General features: G+C 43.2%; 20 protein-coding genes. 14 read left to right on the forward strand and 6 right to left on the reverse strand.

What is annotated here, in order from left to right:
- Positions 1 to 105: 105 nt before the first annotated feature.
- From MHB38_RS02260 to MHB38_RS02285, 6 genes are read left to right on the forward strand one after another with little or no spacing between them, the layout of a single operon-like run.
- Entirely contained in the window at positions 106 to 864 is a 759-nt protein-coding gene (locus MHB38_RS02260) for a LamB/YcsF family protein (RefSeq protein ID WP_008347192.1), read from the forward strand.
- 24 nt (positions 865 to 888) lie between these two features.
- Positions 889 to 2,106 (forward strand): NRAMP family divalent metal transporter, encoded by a 1,218-nt coding sequence (locus MHB38_RS02265; RefSeq protein WP_008347191.1) that lies wholly within the window; start codon positions 889 to 891, stop codon positions 2,104 to 2,106.
- A 4-nt stretch (positions 2,107 to 2,110) separates the two neighbouring features.
- Positions 2,111 to 2,902, forward strand: a complete 792-nt coding sequence (locus MHB38_RS02270; protein WP_046527410.1) for a putative hydro-lyase — start codon at positions 2,111 to 2,113, stop codon at positions 2,900 to 2,902.
- Positions 2,903 to 2,921: 19 nt separating this feature from the next.
- On the forward strand, positions 2,922 to 3,668 hold the full coding sequence (gene pxpB / locus MHB38_RS02275) for a 5-oxoprolinase subunit PxpB (protein ID WP_048002386.1): 747 nt from the start codon (positions 2,922 to 2,924) through the stop codon (positions 3,666 to 3,668).
- Positions 3,665 to 4,669 (forward strand): 5-oxoprolinase/urea amidolyase family protein, encoded by a 1,005-nt coding sequence (locus MHB38_RS02280; RefSeq protein WP_182489482.1) that lies wholly within the window; start codon positions 3,665 to 3,667, stop codon positions 4,667 to 4,669. The genes pxpB and MHB38_RS02280 overlap by 4 nt, the downstream gene beginning before the upstream one ends.
- A gap of 14 nt (positions 4,670 to 4,683) precedes the next feature.
- Positions 4,684 to 5,457 (forward strand): IclR family transcriptional regulator, encoded by a 774-nt coding sequence (locus MHB38_RS02285; protein WP_007498093.1) that lies wholly within the window; start codon positions 4,684 to 4,686, stop codon positions 5,455 to 5,457.
- Positions 5,458 to 5,491: 34 nt separating this feature from the next.
- Here MHB38_RS02285 and MHB38_RS02290 read toward each other — a convergent pair whose 3' ends face one another.
- The gene (locus MHB38_RS02290; protein ID WP_024720223.1) at positions 5,492 to 6,127 is read right to left on the reverse strand and encodes an FMN-dependent NADH-azoreductase; all 636 of its coding nucleotides are present in this window, start codon (positions 6,125 to 6,127) and stop codon (positions 5,492 to 5,494) included.
- A gap of 414 nt (positions 6,128 to 6,541) precedes the next feature.
- On the opposite strand from MHB38_RS02290, the gene MHB38_RS02295 reads away from it, so the two are divergent.
- The 3 genes from MHB38_RS02295 (at position 6,542) to MHB38_RS02305 (ending at position 10,553) form a co-directional block, all read left to right on the forward strand.
- Positions 6,542 to 7,174, forward strand: a complete 633-nt coding sequence (locus MHB38_RS02295) for a GDSL-type esterase/lipase family protein (RefSeq protein WP_017358492.1) — start codon at positions 6,542 to 6,544, stop codon at positions 7,172 to 7,174.
- A gap of 87 nt (positions 7,175 to 7,261) precedes the next feature.
- The gene (locus MHB38_RS02300; protein WP_076822712.1) at positions 7,262 to 8,344 is read left to right on the forward strand and encodes a C45 family autoproteolytic acyltransferase/hydolase; all 1,083 of its coding nucleotides are present in this window, start codon (positions 7,262 to 7,264) and stop codon (positions 8,342 to 8,344) included.
- A 121-nt stretch (positions 8,345 to 8,465) separates the two neighbouring features.
- On the forward strand, positions 8,466 to 10,553 hold the full coding sequence (locus MHB38_RS02305) for a BglG family transcription antiterminator (RefSeq protein WP_341002242.1): 2,088 nt from the start codon (positions 8,466 to 8,468) through the stop codon (positions 10,551 to 10,553).
- Between the two features lie 15 nt (positions 10,554 to 10,568).
- On the opposite strand, the gene MHB38_RS02310 is transcribed toward MHB38_RS02305, so the two are convergent.
- Complete coding sequence (locus tag MHB38_RS02310) at positions 10,569 to 11,180, reverse strand: class I SAM-dependent methyltransferase (RefSeq protein WP_041091156.1); 612 nt, start codon at positions 11,178 to 11,180, stop codon at positions 10,569 to 10,571.
- 155 nt (positions 11,181 to 11,335) lie between these two features.
- Between MHB38_RS02310 and MHB38_RS02315 the strand changes: the two genes are divergently transcribed.
- Positions 11,336 to 12,205: an SDR family oxidoreductase gene (locus tag MHB38_RS02315; protein WP_146271696.1), complete on the forward strand. Its 870-nt coding sequence runs from the start codon at positions 11,336 to 11,338 to the stop codon at positions 12,203 to 12,205.
- Between the two features lie 294 nt (positions 12,206 to 12,499).
- On the forward strand, positions 12,500 to 12,922 hold the full coding sequence (locus MHB38_RS02320; RefSeq protein ID WP_008347166.1) for a pyridoxamine 5'-phosphate oxidase family protein: 423 nt from the start codon (positions 12,500 to 12,502) through the stop codon (positions 12,920 to 12,922).
- Positions 12,923 to 13,486: 564 nt separating this feature from the next.
- On the opposite strand, the gene MHB38_RS02325 is transcribed toward MHB38_RS02320, so the two are convergent.
- Positions 13,487 to 13,669, reverse strand: a complete 183-nt coding sequence (locus tag MHB38_RS02325) for a hypothetical protein (protein ID WP_041091160.1) — start codon at positions 13,667 to 13,669, stop codon at positions 13,487 to 13,489.
- A gap of 13 nt (positions 13,670 to 13,682) precedes the next feature.
- Positions 13,683 to 13,901: a hypothetical protein gene (locus MHB38_RS02330; RefSeq protein WP_035703812.1), complete on the reverse strand. Its 219-nt coding sequence runs from the start codon at positions 13,899 to 13,901 to the stop codon at positions 13,683 to 13,685.
- Between the two features lie 160 nt (positions 13,902 to 14,061).
- Between MHB38_RS02330 and MHB38_RS02335 the strand changes: the two genes are divergently transcribed.
- Entirely contained in the window at positions 14,062 to 16,311 is a 2,250-nt protein-coding gene (locus MHB38_RS02335) for a hypothetical protein (protein ID WP_230680571.1), read from the forward strand.
- Between the two features lie 58 nt (positions 16,312 to 16,369).
- Here MHB38_RS02335 and MHB38_RS02340 read toward each other — a convergent pair whose 3' ends face one another.
- The gene (locus MHB38_RS02340; RefSeq protein ID WP_008347156.1) at positions 16,370 to 16,666 is read right to left on the reverse strand and encodes a DUF3817 domain-containing protein; all 297 of its coding nucleotides are present in this window, start codon (positions 16,664 to 16,666) and stop codon (positions 16,370 to 16,372) included.
- 132 nt (positions 16,667 to 16,798) lie between these two features.
- Positions 16,799 to 17,473, reverse strand: a complete 675-nt coding sequence (locus tag MHB38_RS02345; RefSeq protein WP_341002247.1) for a GntR family transcriptional regulator — start codon at positions 17,471 to 17,473, stop codon at positions 16,799 to 16,801.
- Positions 17,474 to 17,627: 154 nt separating this feature from the next.
- On the opposite strand from MHB38_RS02345, the gene MHB38_RS02350 reads away from it, so the two are divergent.
- Both MHB38_RS02350 and MHB38_RS02355 read left to right on the forward strand, forming a co-directional pair.
- On the forward strand, positions 17,628 to 18,449 hold the full coding sequence (locus MHB38_RS02350) for an AraC family ligand binding domain-containing protein (protein ID WP_046342692.1): 822 nt from the start codon (positions 17,628 to 17,630) through the stop codon (positions 18,447 to 18,449).
- Complete coding sequence (locus MHB38_RS02355; protein ID WP_341002249.1) at positions 18,446 to 19,378, forward strand: DMT family transporter; 933 nt, start codon at positions 18,446 to 18,448, stop codon at positions 19,376 to 19,378. Before MHB38_RS02350 ends, MHB38_RS02355 begins: the two co-directional genes overlap by 4 nt.
- Positions 19,379 to 19,390 lie beyond the last annotated feature (12 nt).

Here is a 19,390-nt window from a genome sequence, read left to right on the forward strand (position 1 = left end):
TTTCTGACAATTTCATGTGCAGTCTATCCAAAGTTGGTATAATCAATATAAATTCGAATATTCGGACTTTATATTCCGTAATTCGGAACGACAAGGAGGGGTTCTATGTATCAAGTGGATATTAACTGTGATTTGGGAGAAAGTTTTGGTCAATACACCATCGGTTCAGATGAACAAATTCTTGAATATGTTACCTCAGCCAATATTGCATGCGGTTTTCATGCGGGAGATCCAACTGTGATGAGAAAGACGGTTAAAATGGCACTGGATAAAGGGGTTCAAATTGGTGCACATCCAGGTCTGCAAGATTTAGTCGGTTTTGGCAGACGTCCAATCGCGATCTCAGCAGAGGAAGCCTATGATCTTGTGATCTATCAAATTGGTGCACTATCAGCCTTTCTGAAAGCAGAAGGCGGTACGATGCAGCACGTCAAACCACACGGCGCCCTTTACAACATGGCGGCTAAAAATACTGAATTATCTGAATCAATTGCGAAGGCTGTGTATGATATTGATCCTAACCTTGTGTTATTTGCGCTGTCAGGCAGTGAACTTGCGTCAGCAGGGGAAAGAATCGGTCTTCAAGTGGCACATGAAGTTTTTTCTGATCGCACGTATCAACCAGACGGGACACTGACATCCCGCCGTGAACCTCATGCACTTATTGAAGAGGATGAAAGGGCAGTTCAGCAGGTCATCCGTATGGTAAGAGAGGGGAAAGTGCGGACAGTGCAAGGGGAAGATGTTCAGCTCAAAGCAGATACGGTGTGCATCCACGGGGATGGCAGTCACGCGCTTCAATTTGCAAAAACCATTACAGCGAAGCTAAAAGAAGCCACTATTCAACTCAAGGCCTTTCGATAAATCGTCATCAAAGGGGGAAACAGCATGAAAAGAGAGAAAGCCAAACAGATGAAAGCTCCAAAAGGGAACCGTTCTATGCTGATGGGCGCAGCCTTTTTAATGGCAACGTCCGCCATTGGACCGGGATTTTTAACACAAACAACGGTGTTCACACAGCAGCTCGCAGCTAGCTTTGGGTTTGTCATCTTGATTTCTATTTTGCTAGACATTTTTGCGCAAACAAATGTATGGCGTATCATTGCCGTCTCGGAAAAAAGAGGACAGGACATTGCCAATATGGTTCTGCCGGGGCTCGGATATGTGTTAGCCTGTTTGATTGTCATTGGGGGTCTTGCCTTTAATATTGGAAATATCGCTGGTGCGGGTCTCGGTTTTCAGGTCATATTCGGCGTCGATCCCCGCATAGGGGCTGGGGTCAGTGCAGTCATTGCGATTCTCATTTTTGTCATCAAAGAGGCAGGAAAAGCGATGGACCGATTCACACAAATCGCTGGTTTTGTCATGATTGGTCTGATGCTGTATGTGGCTATTTCCACAGCACCGCCAGTTGGAGAAGCGGTCATGAGAACTTTCGTGCCAGAGAAAATTGACATGTTATCGATTGTCACACTTGTCGGCGGAACGGTTGGCGGCTATATCGTTTTTGCTGGTGGTCATCGTCTGCTGGATGCTGGCATTAAGGGGAAGGATGCATTGCCGCAAGTGACGAAAAGTTCCATTTTCGGTATTTTGATCACATCCGTGATGCGTGTGGCTTTATTTTTAGCCGTTCTAGGAGTTGTCTCAAAAGGCTTACAGATTGATCCGTCGAACCCGCCTGCGTCTGTTTTTCAATTAGCATCTGGAAATGTTGGATATAAAATGTTCGGGATTATTATGTGGGCTGCCGCCATTACCTCAGTCATTGGAGCAGCATACACCTCCGTTTCCTTCTTTAAAACCTTCTCACCAAAAATCGAGAAAAATCAACGAGGCATTATCGTTGGATTCATTGCGCTCTCGACCATTTGTTTTATCACGATTGGAAGACCTGTGAACATATTGATTCTGGTTGGGGCCATCAATGCATTGATCTTGCCGCTTGCACTCGGAACATTGCTGATTGCTGCCTATAAAAAAGAAATTGTCGGTGATTATCGCCATCCATTCTTTTTGACAGCAACAGGTGCGTTTGTTGTTGTCATCATGGCAATCATGGGCGGATATACCATCATGAATGAAATTCCAAAACTGTGGAGCTGATCACATGAAAGCATATCAAACCTATAAGCCGTCACAAATAAGGGAATTGATTCGTAAGCAGAAGATCACAGAACCAACGGCTGGCTTTGCTGAGGGATTTGCGCAAGCCAACTTAATGATCGTCAAAAAAGAGCTGGCCTTCGATTTTCTTTTATTTTGTCAGCGGAATCCGGCTTCGTGCCCTTTGCTTGATGTGCTCGACCCAGGTGATCCAGTGCCAAGGCGTTCAGCACCTGATGCGGATATTCGAACGGATTTCCCTAAATATCGTGTTTACAAAAAAGGGGTTCTTCAAGAAGAGGTAACAGATATTTCTTCCTATTGGGAGGATGATATGGTGGGCTTTCTCATCGGATGCAGCTTTACGTTTGAGCATGCACTGATGCTGAATGACATTCCTGTCCGCCATATTGAAGACGGTCATAATGTCCCAATGTATCAAACGAACATTCCATGTGAAAGGGCAGGTGTATTCCATGGTCCGATGGTTGTCAGTATGAGGCCGATCCCAGCGCATCAAGTCACAAGAAGTGTTCAGGTGACATCTAGATTCCCATCGGTACATGGCGGTCCTATCCATATAGGTGATCCAGCTGTGATTGGCATTGAACATGTAGATCAACCAGACTTTGGAGAACCATCTGTGATCAAAGAAGGGGAAGTCCCGGTGTTTTGGGCATGTGGTGTGACGCCGCAAGCCATTGTCATGCACACTAAGCCAGACATTGCGATCACCCATGCACCCGGTCATATGTTTATCACAGATGTAAGAGATCAAAAGCTCGGTGTCCTGTAGAAAGAGAGGTGTCATAAGAGTGGCATTTTCAACGATAAAAGATACGATCAAGTTCCACCCGCTAGGAGACGCAGCCATTGTCATTCAAGCCGGGACTGACATAAGTGAAGACATTCATGAGCGTGTGAAGCAGCTGTTTTCATGTATTGAACAGCATCCATTTGACGGATATGTGGAAGCTGTTCAAGCCTTTACAAACGTGACCGTCTTTTATGAGCCCTATAAGGTGTATCAATCTGCTCAGCTTAAGCAACGTGCAATCTCTCCGTATGAATGGGTCAAAGACTATATTGAAAACCTCCTTGAAGACAACTGGCAGGAGGGGAATCAGGCAAAGCGCCGGATCGTCGACATTCCTGTATGTTATGGAGGAGAGCTCGGTCCTGACTTAGAAGAAGTCGCCCGTATCAATGGTTTGACGCCTGAAGAAGTTGTACGTATTCACACATCCGGGACGTATCTTGTCTATATGATTGGGTTTGCTCCTGGGTTCCCGTTTTTAGGCGGACTTTCTGAAAAAATTGCAGCTCCGCGTAGAGAAACACCAAGAATGTCGATTCCGAAAGGGTCTGTGGGTATTGCGGGGAAGCAGACAGGGGTTTATCCGATATCTACACCCGGAGGCTGGCAGCTCATTGGACAAACCCCTTTGTCCTTATTTCGGCCGAATGCTGAGAGACCTAGTCTACTAAAGGCAGGGGACGAGGTTCGATTTGTTCAACTGTCTGAAAAGGAATTTTTCAGCATGAAGGAGGAAGATCGTTGAGTATGCATGTCATCAAGCCAGGAATGTTCACCACCATTCAAGATAAAGGCAGAATAGGCTATCAGAAGTACGGTGTGTTAACGAGCGGTGGCATGGACCCGCTCTCGCTCCGAATCGCCAACATCCTCACCGGGAATCAAGAAAACGAAGCGGTGCTGGAAATCACATTAATGGGGCCCGGTCCAGTGTTGACATGTCAGAAGGATCAGCTGATCGCCGTGACCGGTGCTGATGTGGAGGTTGAGATTGACGGGGAACAAGTGCCTCTATGGAAACCGCTCTTCATTCGAGCAGGAAGCACGATCACCTTTGGCCCTTGTAAGAGGGGATGCCGCTCCTACCTCGCTGTAGCCGGTGGATTTGATGTTGAGCCGGTGATGAAAAGTAAAAGTACGTACGTCAGAGCGAAGATAGGCGGGGTTGAAGGGCGTCCGCTAGAAAAAGGAGACGTCCTGCCGATTGGAGAACCGTCATCATTGGCGAAGAGCCTCGTTCACATGTTAAAAAGCAAAGGGGAACGTGCGCCAGACTGGACAGTCAATCATGCGCATTTTTTGCCTCTCGGGAAATCACCAGTCATTCGAGTGCTGGCAGGCAGACATCTATCTCATTTTCAGGAAGAATCGCAGCAAGCTTTTTTCGAACGGTCTTATCAGGTCACTCCCCAATCTGATCGTATGGGATGCAGATTGAAAGGGGAACCGATACGTTTAAAGCAAAAGCTTGAATTGATTTCAGAAGCGGTTGCTTTTGGCTCTATTCAAATTCCTCCTGACGGCCAGCCGATTATTCTGCTCGCAGATCGCCAAACGACAGGTGGATATCCCCGTATTGGTGAGGTGGCAACAGTCGATTTGCCGTTCATTGCGCAGGCGATGCCTGGAGCGAATCTCACGTTTCAACAAATTGACCGCCAAGAAGCAGAGCAAGCCTTATTCACACAAGAAGCAGAAATGAAGGACCTGACGGCAAGATTAAAACTCGAAGCATTTTCGTTTTAGAAAAGGTGAGAAACATGCAGAACACAAATAAAACCGTTGTGAAATCAATGGAGATATTACGGCTTTTTATCACTCACGAACAATTAACGTTAAATGACATGATTGAGCTCTCGAGCATGCCCAAAACATCTGTACACCGAATGGCCAACTCGTTAGCCGATATGGGGTTATTAGAAAAGCATCCTTCAGGTGTTTACCGATTAGGATTGATGTTCCTTGAATACGGTCAGCTTGTCGCCGACCGCCTCGATATCCGTAGAATTGCAAGGCCCTTTATGGAAAACTTGCGTGATGAGGTAGGTGAGGCTGTTCAGCTCATTATTCGTGAAGGAGATGAAGCCATTTATGTGGAGAAAATGGAAGGAACGCAGCCTGTCCGGCTCTATACCGCTGTCGGAAGAAGATCCCCATTATATGCGGGAGCTTGTGCGAGAAGTATTCTTTCCTTTTTGCCAGAGGAAGAGAGACTTGCCTATATTGATTCGGTAGAGCTCGGGAAAATCGGGATCGGAACCATTACTGATAAAGATGTCCTGCGAAACATGATCGAAGAATCAAACAGGCGCGGATATACGTTAAGCTATTCAGAGCTTGAAAACTATACTGCGGCTATTGGAGCGCCCATTTTCAATCATCACGGAGAAGTGGCAGCAGGCATTAGTATTGCGGGGTTTGAGGCAGGCTATCAAAAGGAACGGCTTCCTTATCTAATTGAGCAGGTCAAAAAAGCGGCCAGCGGCATTTCAAAAGAATTAGGTTTTGCATCTGAACAAATAAAAAGCCAATGACCGTTAAGATCATTGGCTTTTTGCGTGTTCATGATTAGAAAGTTTTACCTAAAGCTTTTGCACGTTCGATCGCATCTGCTTTAATTTGTTCTGCTTTTGCAGGCTCAGCATTGTGACCTTCAACAATAAGACCTTCGAAAGAAGGAATACCGAAGAAGTTTGCAATTGTTCCAAGGTAACGGTGACCTGCTTCTAGTTCAGCAGCAGGACCTTCAGTGTAATATCCGCCACGTGCTTGAATGTGTAGCGCTTTTTTGTCTGTTAGTAATCCAACAGGACCTTGCTCAGTGTATTTGAATGTCTTACCAGCTACAGCAACAGAGTCGATGTATGCTTTAAGAACTGGTGGGAATGAGAAGTTCCAAAGTGGTGAAACAAATACGTATTTGTCAGCAGAAACGAATTGATCGCTTAATTCGTTTAGGCGAGCAACTTTCGCTTGCTCTTCAGCTGAAAGTGTATCGAAGCCAGCACCAGATTGAAGCTTGCCCCATCCAGCGAATACATCTGCATCAATGTGAGGAATGTTTTCTTTGTACAAATCGATATGTACAACCTCGTCACTTGGATTTGCTTCCTTATAAGATTCGATAAATGCTTTAGCAGTAGCCATACTGTAAGAAACTGTTTCATCATGCGGATGTGCAGTGATGTATAAAACTTTTGCCATGTTTATTCAATCCTTCCTGTTTCAATGATTTTTTTAGCGTACCCCAAAGATACACTGAATATGTGGCATCTTTAATCATATTGGAATGCTATGAAAAAGATGTAACAAGCACAGTTACATAAAAACTGATATTTTCATTGTAATCACTATATAGTTTGAAGTCAAGGTATAAAGTCTTGAAATCAAGATAAAAAGTTTGTAAATTTTTCTGAAACGCTTCAAAGCTGCGATTTAAGCAAAAAAACCCTACTCCCATTGAACAAAAAATGGATCGATATCGCAAGTAAAGTGTTTGTAAATGCGCCCATCCTGCGCTTTTGAAAAAAAGGTGGATGCCTTTAAGCCATCTGCTACAAGCATTTGCTCTTCTTTTTCGTATATATAAGAGAAGGCAGGAGAGAGTGAGGGATAAGAGTGGGACGATCCTATGTTGCGATTGGAGATTCCTTAACGGTTGGGGTGGGGGCACGTTTATTTGGCGGCGGTTTTACGGAGCGATATGCGGCGAAGCTTGAAAAGAAGCTGCATATACCGGTGAAACTGTCCGTATTTGCGAAATCAGGGTTAACAACGGAAGAGATCTTGCAGCTTTTTCAGCGGTCTGATGTAAGACGGGCGATTGCTCATGCTGACATCATCACCATCACAGGCTGCGGGAATGATCTTGTTCAAGCTGTTCTGCAGTATGAAAAAGGGGAAGATGAAAAGACACTGCTGCAAGCGTCTATGCATTGTCAGGCGAATTTTAGCAAAATGGTTCAAGAAATCGCTCTGATAAAAAGAGGGCAGCATCATCCATACTGCGTATATTTATTGAATTTATATAATCCTTTTCCTGAGATTCCGATCGCCGAGAGATGGCTGAAGCAATACAACCATCACCTTCGCCAGCTTGCTGCGAATCCACATGTAGAAGTGGTGGATATTTACGGTGTATTTGAAGGTCATCAAAGCGCATACTTATCGATTGATCAATTTCATCCGAACCACAAAGGATATGAAGCAATGGCAGAAGCGCTGTTTCAACAATCCGCTAAGCAACTGTGATCCCGCGGGATTGCAGTTTTTTTCATTCTTTTAAATGAAGGGCTGTTTCGATATGATAAAAGAAACAAAGACAAAAGAGGTGTATGCATGCAGGAGATGAGCGCGTATTTTCATGAATTGAAAGGAACAGCTTATGAGATAGGAAAGCAGCAGGCTGTCTGGCTGAAGGAGCACCCTTTGCTTAAAAAACAATACATTCAATCAGAACCGTTATTAAAAGAGGCTGTGAAGGAAACGAAGCAGCTGATTCGACCGTTTCTTCCTCAGTTAGAGGAAGAACTCACGGGATTTTGTGATGAAATGCAAATGGATGAAAGCAATTTGACCTTTTTCTATTCTTCGCATCTTCAGCCAGGTTGTTCCCATTGTGTGATGCAGGGAAATGAGGCTGCCAATCAACAAACGGTGATGCTTCGCAACTATGATTTTTCTCCGCTGTTTGATGATATGCGTCTTGTATCTACACATGTGAAGGGCTCAGCAGTCCATACAGGCTCATCATTAATCTTATTTGGTCGATCGGATGGGATGAATGAACATGGTCTATCGGTGACATTTTCTGCATGCGGTCCGCCTATTGGCAACGAACCAGGCTTAAAGCCGCCGGCTGTTGCTGGCTTGCAAGTATATCATGTTATTCGTGCTGTGCTAGAGTCCTGTAAAACGGTGGAGGATGCCGTCCGTTTGGTACAGGAAATGCCCGTCGCGTCTAATGTTCATCTAATGCTTGCTGACCGGCAGGGAGAGGCGGCTGTGATTGAAATGATTGATGGGCAAAAAAAGGTGAGAAGGCCGGAGCGTGGATTTATTGCGGCTACGAACCATCCGCTCGCTGATCACACGGCAAAAGGGTTGACGAAACATCATTCTGTTGTCAGGTACGACATGTTAATTCAAGCTTTAGAAGAACAGCCGTCAAGCGAGTCTCTTACGGAACTATTTCAGGCAGAATACCCTGCTGGTCTGACTGTGCACAATTATGAAGAGCTGTTTGGGACGATGCGAACCGTCATGTTTCGGCCGGAGGAAGGGACGATGGAGTATTGCTTTGGCTCTCCCGTCTATAATCCTACCTATTCATTAAAGGTCGGGGGCGCACTGCCATTTCATGAACAAACGATTCAATTTCATCAAAAGGATTATGGACCTTCCTTTTGGAGAAACGTGTGAGTCTTTCATTTTGTCACAACCTGTGTGCCAAATTTAGATCAACTTCAGGTTGCATCGATCAGTGAAAGCGTTTTATATTAAAGTGTGACAATAGACCTATTTAAGCAGAAGGAGGCATTTCATGTACATAACGGCACGAGAACAGAAAGTGATCAAATATATGATTCAGCAAAATCGTTATGTCACCATTCGTGAGATCGCCGATTCTGTTCAAGTAAGTACAAGAACCATTCATAGAGAACTTAAATCCATTAAACCTATTTTAAAGAATTACAACCTATCACTTGATAAACAGCCGGGGAAGGGCTTGAAGGCGGTCGGTGAACAGGAAGACAAACAGCGGCTTCTGTCTCATATTTCAAATGAAGACCAAATTGAATATAGTTCTGATGAACGGAAGCTCTTAATCCTGTGTGCCCTACTTGAAGCAAAAGAACCGGTGAAATTATATACACTTGCAGCCGACTTGCAGGTCACAAATGCGACCATCAGTTACGACTTAGATGAACTGACGGACTGGATCGCTCCTTACGGTTTACTGCTTATCCGCAAGCGTGGGTACGGTATTGAATTAAAAGGACCGGAGGAAGCCAAACGAAAAATTGTCGGGAACCTGATCGTTGACCGTCTCGACATTCAATTATTTCTCGAAACGATTGAGATGAATATTAAACATCGAACGAAAGCGACTGAAAAGGTATTTGGGGTAGTCAGTCGAGGACAGTTGCTCAAGGTAGAAAGGCTTCTCTTTCATTTGAAAAACAGACTCTCTCTCTCGTTGTCAGATAGTGCCTATATTGCACTTGTCGTTCACTTAACCTATGCCATTGAACGCATTCAAATCGGTGAAACCATTCGGATGGAAGAGGATGAATTGCTTGAATTAAAGCGGACGAAGGAATTTGAATCTTCACTTAGAATCGCACGAGCATTAGAACGCATGTTTAATGTAGAGATTCCTGAAGCTGAAGTTGGATACATGACCATCCATTTGCGCAGTGCAAATCGAAGCTTTACGGCAGAATACCGCATTGATGAGATTGAGTTAGATATCGCGCTGAGAACGAAAAAACTCATTGACTTTATTTCTCATAAAACAGGCTATCATTTAAATGAAAACGATTCATTGTATGAGGGACTCGTGTCTCATCTTGAACCAGCTATGAACCGATTAAAAGAAAAGATGCGGATTTACAATCCGCTCACACAACAAATAAAAAAAGACTACTTCTTGCTGTTCATGGCGATTGAAGAAGGTGTGGAGCGCTTCTTTCCTGAGATCGAATTTCCAGAGGATGAAATTGCCTTTATCGTGCTTCATTTTGGTTCGGTGCTTGAAATTAAAAAAGAAGAAACCAAGATTCATGCATTGGTCGTTTGCTCAAGCGGCATCGGTTCGTCCAAAATGCTCGCATCACGATTGAAAAAAGAATTGCCTGAGATCGCCAAATTCGATCTATCTTCCTTAATGGAGTTAAAGGAAATCGACGCTGCGAGCTATGACATGATCGTATCAACCGTTCCGATCCCATATGAGCATATTGATTACATTATGGTCAGCCCGCTCTTAAACGAGGATGACGCAGTGCGGGTCAAGTCACATATTAAACGAAAAATTCCTTATCTGATTGAGAAAAAAAGAGCACAGGAATCTGCAAAAGAATCGGTGGAGGAAACGGTTGATATGATAGGGATGGCAGAGCAAATCACGAATTATATGTCAGTGATTCGCAGCATCTTGTCCCATTTTACAATCGAAAAAAAGAAGACGACGGAGCAGCATGAGTCAACAATGAGAGCGCTGATGCGTCAGGTTGAAAGTCAAGGCTATTTAGAACGTGCAGACGAAGTGACAGCCGGTTTACTTGAGCGTGAGCAGCAAGGTGGTTTAGGCATTCCAGGAACCGAGTTTGCTCTTTTTCACTTAAAGCATGATCTCATTAAGAAACCGGTCTTTCATATCTATGATCTTGATGAGGCATACGAGATCAAAAGCATGGATGGCGGGCAGCAGCTCATGTCCAGAATGCTCCTCATGCTGGCGCCGCTAGAGCTTGGCAAAGAAGGGTCTGAAATGTTTAGCCTGATCAGTTCATCCATCATTGAAAGTGAAGAAAGCATGGCGCTTTATGGACAAGGAACAAAGGAAGAGATTGAACAGAAATTACATCAACTTTTTTATCAATTTGTCAAAGAGGCAAAATGGTAAGAAAAAGCCGAGAGCTTATTCGCTTCTCGGCTTTTTTGCTGTGACACAGACAGCGAGGGTGGGACGAATCTCCTCATATTCAACAGAAAACTGATCAAATCCAGCAAATTCTAAGTCATTGAGGATGCTTTCGCCCATTTCTTTTGTTCGATTGGCGTCCGCTCCTTTTTCTCTTGGTTGCATCACAATGACGAGTGTTCCGCCCGGTTTCAAGGTGTGATAAAGGTTGAGTGCGCCAGCCTTTGGGTCATCCCAAATCGTATAATTGTTAACAGAAAGTACTTTGTCATACTGATCTGCCGGGAGGCGCGTTTTTTCAATTTTCCCGACATACAGCCGGACCTGCTTCTCTTTGGATCGTTTCTTTATACGCGAATGCGCCTGTTCCTTCATAGTTGAAGAAGCATCTAGTCCATCAATGTGAAGATCGTCATAATGCTTGAGCATATGTTTGATGCTATAGCCGGGGCCGTAGCCTATTTCCAAAATGTTTTCACCATCTGATAAATCTAAATGCTGGATCGCCCATTGATTCAGTGCCTTATTTTCATTTGCCATAATAAAACCTGCGATGCTTCCGAGCCAGCCTTTTGGTCTGCTAAAGGTTTTAGAAATGGTTGATAGCATGTGATAACGCTCCTTTTTTATGTGTATGTAACCGATTTTTCCCATCCTGAAACCTGTCAGTTTTCAAAACGCATTGATGACGCATAGGGATGTTTGAGTAAAAAAATGAAGTGGTAATGAAAGGATACATCAACAAATCAAGGAGGAGCTTACACATGGATTTACGTGAATACTTAACAAATGGCATTCCGCGCCAAACGCAGGATCAGCAGCCGGGCAGTGAAAGAGAAATGAATCCTGCGCCGATCTATGAGAATGAATCGTATAAAGGGTCTGGTAAGCTAAAAGGAAAAGTAGCGCTGATTACAGGTGGAGACAGCGGAATTGGACGTGCCGTTTCTGTTGCGTATGCCAAAGAAGGAGCTCATGTCGCGATCGTATACTTAAATGAACATGAGGATGCAGAAGATACGCAAAAACGTGTAGAACAGGAGGGCGTTAAATGTTTAACGATTGCAGGGGATGTCGGGGACGAAGCCTTTTGCGAGAAAGCGGTAGAAAAGACAGTTGAAGCCTTTGGGAAGCTGGACATATTAGTCAATAATGCGGCCGAACAGCATCCGAAAGAACGTATTCAAGATATTTCTAGTGAACAGCTTCACCAAACCTTTAGAACCAATTTCTATTCTTATTTTTATTTTACGAAGAAGGCACTCGATTACTTAAAACCGGGAAGTTCCATTATTAATACAACATCTATTAACCCGTATCGAGGCAACAAAGTGCTCATTGATTATACGGCGACAAAAGGGGCCATCAACGGCTTTACTCGTTCTATGGCACAGTCGCTTGTGAAAGATGGTATTCGGGTAAACGGTGTAGCGCCCGGCCCAATTTGGACGCCGCTCATTCCATCTACATTTGATGAAGACAGTGTCGAAAGCTTCGGGGCCGAGACGCCAATGGGAAGACCAGGACAGCCTGTGGAGCATGTAGGCTGCTATGTACTGCTTGCTTCGGACGAATCGTCTTATATGACGGGACAGACACTTCACGTCAACGGCGGTTCCTTTATGAATACATGATCAATAAACACGCCGCCCAGCTTTGATTGGGCGGTGTATTTAGTATTTCTTCCGATTCTTCTGTACAGATGAGACAGACCATATGATAATGCCCACAACAACCGCTGCAATAACAAGTGAACTCAAATGGAACATCGTTTCATGATGCATGTTCAACTTCCCCTTTCAATGTGTCCGTTTTTTATAGCATCAGCTAGAAGATGTCTTTTTATGAAAAACACATTTCTTTGTTTAATGAATGGATTGTCGTGGAAACCTAAGAGTACGGATGACATTTTGAAGGAGTGAAGATACATGTCACAAGAAGAGTTAAAGCAAAAGGTAATGAACTTATTAGACGAACAAAAAGTTGGAACATTGGCGACTGTTGAACAAGATAAGCCGCATACCCGCTATATGACTTTTTTTCATGAAGGGCTGACATTATATACACCAACAAGCAAAGAAACACATAAAGCTGATGAGATTGAAAAAAATCCGAATGTTCATATTCTCATTGGTTATTCAGGTGAAGGATTTGGGGACACATATGCAGAAATTGCAGGTAAAGCCACATTAACTGATGATCCAGAACTGATCGACCGCCTTTGGTCTGATGAGATGGAGAAATGGTTTAAAGGAAAAGATGATCCAAACCTAGTGATCCTTAAGATTGACCCAACCTCCATTCGTTATATGAACGAAGGAAACCGGACACCAGCAGAATTATCACTTTAACACTTGCGTAAGTTGGGGGAACGTGTTATAGTTTTATATTAAGTGTTGAAATAGCAAATAAATAAAGAAAGTAAACTTTCTTTTTTCTATGACATAATGAGAAGCAATAGAGCTTCTACTTGATAAGAACGAGACGCTGTCAAAGCGAACAAACTTATTCTTTTCCTTCTGCAACCGCCCCCTATAAAAGCGGAAGAATGGAAAAAAGACGTTTTGATTTACAATTCACACTGGCACGGCTTCGGAGCCGTAAGGACGAATGAGAGGTAGGGCTTTCGTTGTCTTGTTATCCAGAACTTCCATGGCGTTTACTTTCAAACGTAGGTTCACTCGGAACACATATGACACACTGATATGATCGAATCTTAATTCATACACTCCGTGACGGAGATTAAACATTGATTATTTATTTGCATGAAAAGAGTAAGAAACGGGCTGCCATCTATTTGGCAGCCTTTTTAGGTTAAAAGCGGATACCATCCGCATGACATCCCCTTCAAAAAGATTCGCCGTCAACAATAGAACAACGAACACTCATCGACAGAAAGAGGAAATGCTTCATCATCACTCCCTTCGCCCTTTCTTCTGATACCTCCAAATCCGGCCAATAAAAAAGAACATCACCGTAAACAAAATAGAGAAGATCAACATGTCCAGCAGTGTCACGCCTCTATCTGGATGCACAACCCCAAACCAAACCCATTGAAGAACAAAAGAGATAGCAAAATAAAAGATGGATTCTTTCATGAAATTCTCCTTTTCACTTGTTTTTTTGACTGTTTAGCCACACCATCCAGATGAAAAAGGAACAAATGGCGCATGCGAGCAAAGTGACAGGCGGCAAGGTGTACCAGCTAGTCAGCCCCTTTACAAAGCACATATAAAAAAAGAAAATGGTCATAGATACGAGCACCCCTTGCTTGAACCAACGGGGAACACGCAGCCAAGCCGCTAGAATGATCGATGATAGCTTATCCATTGAGATAACATCCTTTTTTTGAATCTGATTGGATTTTATCGTAAACAATCAAATATGTAAAATATGGATTTAGAAAGTTGGAATGGTATTCTTCTAGCATGAAACATTCTCGCTGCACTGACGTATAAGAAAAAGGAACTCCATGAAAGGAAGCGATCAAGTGAAAAGAATACCAGTGATTTTCCTCAGGTATATTGTCTTCTTTATTCCAGCAATCATTCTTAGTATTTTGGTGTGGAACCATTACCAAGATGATTTATCCGCAGGGAAAGCGACGCAATATGACGTCAAACAAATATTTACATTCGATGAAGGGAAACGAGTGGTGAGTGCTGTATCAAAAAACCAGCAGCTCCATTTTGCAATGTATGATCCTCAATCAGGAAAAAGAATCAGTGAATGGATAACGGAAAGCGATACGTTTAATGAAATGCTGCCATCTATTCAAGGGAACCATCTCTTACTTGCTTTAAAAAATAAAGACGATCAGCTGTTGATCGAAAAACTGTCTCCAAGCGGAGCAAAGAAAGAACTCGTCAAGCAAAACTTACAGATTCCCTCATTTTTAAAAACGAATACATATCAATGGAATGGACGTCTCGTGTTTACAGGAGAAATGGAAGGCGCTGCTGCGGTCCTCGGTGAGCTAAAGAATGGTCAGTTTCATGTCCACAATCTCAGCGAGCTGAAGCTGCCAGCAAGACCTGTTTCCATCGATGTCGTCATGAATTCTTTTAGAGGGCAGACCCCATTCCCTATGTTTGAATTGACTTTGAAAAATGACCAGAAGGCGTATGTCAGCGGAATCTCAAACGAGAAGCATCAGCTTGGGGTCTATGTCTCCAAAAGTGCAGAACCGTTTAGCCTCATTGAAGATAAAGTCGTGCAGCAACTGAAAAAAACGATCGGATCATCACAAAACGTTGCTGTCGCTGTCGAATCCAACTATCCAAAAAGACCAAGGAAAGTGGATGCAGAGGGAAGGCTTGGGGAAGTCGTCCCAACACCAAAACCGATGTACCAAACCTTTATCTACCAGCTGAATGAAGAAGAAGTTCTTCTTTTAGGCTCTACAGCAAAGGACGAAGCACAAGGCAAGCTAACTGGTTATATTTATAATCATCGCACGAATAAGGCGACGTCTGCCAGCAAGCTGTCTCAGTCGTTGTCATATGAAACTTTACAAAAAGAAGATCTCTCTTTTCATAAAAATGTGAAGAGCAATTGGCTCTATTATTCACTTGGCAACCAATTAACGGGGGCATTTGAGGCGAAAAGCAAACAGCTAAAGGAATTTCCTTTGCAAAAGGTCATCTCAATCGAAAATGCCAGTCCAGCCCACCAAACGTCTGTTGACACCTTTATGCAATATGTCATGAAGGGCGGACCACTTATTCTCAACTGGGCGATATGGCTCTTTATCCCACTGTTGTTATTTGTGCTAGCGATCTTCCTGCCACCGATTTTGAGGCTTGTGAGAAAGAACAAGATAAAAGACAGTGTCACATTAGAAGCCAATATTGTATCAGTCAAAGAAACGGGTACCTACATCAACGAAAAGCCGCTGGTCAACATGCAACTTCAATTTCAATATGATGGGAAAAATATCGAAAAGGCGGTTAAAACGGTTGTATCCTATACTCAGATACCGCAACCGGGTCAGCGTATCGCCATTCTCTACAATCCGAAAAAGAAAAAAGCGATGCTCTTAAAAGAAGGTGACTTCTCGCAGCCAAGCGAGCCAAAGTTCATCAAAGGCGCTATTTTAAGAAACATAGAATCATATGGAACCGTAGGACGAGGCACCGTCTTATCACTTACATTTGAAGCAGATCAGAAAAGGTATACCATTCCGATGATTCAAGCCGCTGGTTTTGAATTTAGAACAGGAGAAAAAGCCGATCTCGTCGACATCAGTGGTCAGCTGAAAATGGCAGCCTATGGGCATGAAGTGCGGAATCGTTCGGGGAAAGACGTGACATTGACAGGAACGATCCAACGGGTGAAGCAATATCCAGTCACAATTCATGATCAGAAGCCTATTATGCTGGATGTGACGGTTTCTAGCGGAGATCAATCCATCACAAAAACGGTCAGCCAATTCATCCCTGATCATATGGAGGTCGCGCCAGGAACTCAAATCACGATGCAGACAAAACAAGAAGAGCTGGATAAAGAAATCAGTCTTATGCAAGAGAAACAAGGAAGTGCAAAAGTGACCCATGTCACATTTTCCGGTGTCATCGGCAACCAGCCGTTAGCGATCATTCAGATTGAGAGAGAAGGCGTGATGTATGAAGTGAAACAGCCAATCGATCCGATCACTAGCGTCTTGCCAGGTGATGAATTATGGGTGGCATATCACGAAATGACACGTCAAGCAGCCATTGTGAAATATGCATCGATTTAAAAAATACGTCAGCGTGTAGAAAAAGGGCTAAAACGAATGTCGTTTTAGCCCTTTTTGATTAAGCTTTTGTATCATACTGGCGAAGCACCTTGTCATAGGCGAAGTTGCCGAAAGGAATGAATGCCGCAAAGAATCCGGCGATGGACCATTTCAAATGCCAGCGAACTTTAAAGGTCACATATGCCAAAATGAGCATATAGATCACAAACAATGCGCCATGAAGAGAGCCCACAATGGTGACCGCCATCGGAATATCCGCAAAATATTTTAGAGGCATGGCAATTAAAAGAAGGGTTAAAAGAGACATACCCTCAATAAAACCCGCCTGTCTCAGACGGCTGATACTTGTATGCATATACAAATCCTCCTGTATAAAAGCTAGTTTCTCATCTTCTAATATAAACGAAAGATCGCCTGAACATGCGATAATCTACGAAAAATTCAAAATATGTTCAACGAATGCTTAAAAAATGGGAAATGACACGCGTTACTTTTCGGTTGTTTCAGAGAGTACTTGCTTTAAATGCGCCACATCATGTATGAGGTGGTCTGTCATCGCCTGAACGGCTGCCGCAGCCCGGCGTTCTTTTATTTGAGTGAAAATGGCCGTATGCTCTTTTTGAATCGTCTCGGCCCGAGGCCCGCCGCTAAAATGAAAGATGCGGCAATAATGAATGAGCGCATTCACGTGATTTAATTGTTTAGATAAACGGTGATTGTGACTGGCTTGTATGATTGTTTGATGAAACGCTTCGTGTAACTGAACGATATCCTGAGATGGCAGCTGCTGTTTGATCGCTTCGTCTGCCTTCGTGAGCACCTGTTCAATGTCATCTATTTCTCTATCTGTGGCTTCTTTGCAGGCAAGCTTAACGGCAAGCGTTTCTAAAGCCATTCGGACTTGATAGAGTTCCTCGACATCCCGCTCTGTTAACGTATAGACGGAATAGCCTGATCGATGATCCGCGATTAAAAGCTCGTCTTTTTCTAACAGCCTCATCGCCTCTCTGACCGGTGATCGGCTTACGCCAAATTGTTTGGCAAGCTGTGTTTCATTGATGCGCTCTCCTGGCTGAAACTGGCCATCAAAAATCATTTGCTTCAGCTGTTCATAAAATTGCATGTGATACGGTGCTGGTCTTTCCATCTCGAATGAATTCATCCCATCATTCCCTCTTTTGTACATCATCTTTTGTCTCATGTTATCCAAGTTCTTCCCTCTAGGCAAGCCTGCATCGAAAAGTCAATATCGTACAATCCAAGAGAAAAAGGGTGTGCTACACTAATGATCAGCTCAGTGAAAAGAGGGGATCGACATGAGAATACTAGAGGAACGAACAGTCCATTTTGACCAGGACTTGCAAATAGAGGCGTATCGCTTTCATGCCATCATCAAAAAGTTCCCAAAACATTTTCATCCATACTATGTGATTGGATTTATTGAAGGCGGTCAAAGACGAATGTTCTGCCAAAATCAAGAATACATCATTGAAAAAGGAGATATCCTTCTTTTCAATCCGTACGATAACCACGCATGTGAACAATTTGATCACATGCCGCTAGATTATCGCAGCTTAAATATTGAACCAGAGGTGCTGGAGAAGGTCTTTCAGCACAAGCCGCATTTTAAAGCCCCTGTGGTTTCACAAAGTGAACTAGCAAAGCAATTATATGATCTTCATCAAATGATCACAGAAGAAGCTCCTGCTTTGAATAAACAGGAAGCCTTTTACTTTTTGATGAAGCAGTTGATCGAAACCTATTCTGATACACCAGAGGAAAAAGCATCAGCAGCCAATGCCAATGAACAAAAAGTCCAAGACGTACAGCAATATATTGAAACACATCTCACGGAAAATATATCGTTAGATGACTTAGGTGAGCTTGTGTCCATGAACAAATATTCATTGCTGCGTGCTTTTACAAAGTTCAGAGGAATTACGCCGTATCGTTATTTACAGACAATCAGGGTGAACTATGCGAAGGAACTTCTCGCCCAAGGAATGAAGCCAATAGATGTAGCTGCTGCCGCTGGATTTTCTGATCAAAGTCATTTGACTCATTTCTTTTCGGAATTTATTGGGCTTACGCCAGGGCAGTATCAGCAAATTTTTGCAAAGCAGGTAACAGCAAAATGAAAAATAAACAGCTTCTTGGTCATCTAGCAGCCATGCTCACCATTTTTTTATGGGGATCTACCTTTATATCAACCAAAATATTATTAACGGCTTTTTCTCCAACAGAGATTTTATTTTTTCGTTTTTTCCTTGGGTACCTTGCCCTGATGATCATTTATCCAGTCACCATGAAGGTGCAGTATAGAAAGCATGAAGGGATGTTTGCGCTCGCAGGGTTATGCGGTGTGGTCTTATACTATTTTTTAGAAAATGTTGCACTTACCTATACGTTCGCTTCGAATGCAGGTGTTATCAGCTCCGTTGTCCCATTCTTCTCTTTTCTATTGTCTTATTTTTTATTAAAAGATGAGCCGCTACATAGCCGGTTTTTTATCGGTTTTTTCATTGCGATGACGGGAATTGTGCTGATTAGCTTGAACGGGATGACGACATTCCAATTGAATCCACTCGGCGATGCTTTAGCATTTATGGCTACCATTGTCTGGGCATTTTATTCCATTTTATCGAAAATGATCAATCAATATGGCTACCATATTATTCAGGTGACAAGACGTGTCTTCTTTTACGGGCTTTTATGGATGATTCCACTGATCTGGCATTTTAAGATTCGTTTAGACTTGGAGCGGTTGACGAATCCATCGTTTGCCTTCCACTTGCTGTTTTTAGGCGTCTTTGCATCTGCTATTTGTTTTCTGACATGGAGCTTTTCCGTGAAGACGATCGGTGTGGTGAAATCGAGTATCTACATTTATGGCGTTCCAATCATCACGATGGTCATTTCAATGATCGTTCTCCATGAGAGATTGACCTTCATGTCACTGCTCGGAACAGCTCTGACTTTAGGAGGATTGCTTCTTTCAGATAAAAAAGGAGCAGGTAGAAAAAAACAGCCAGTCCCATTACAGTTGCAGAACAAAAAGGCGCTTTGATCAAAAAGCGTC

Source organism: Bacillus sp. FSL K6-3176 (genome assembly GCF_038003325.1).
Taxonomy (GTDB): Bacteria; Bacillota; Bacilli; order Bacillales; family Bacillaceae; genus Bacillus; species Bacillus altitudinis.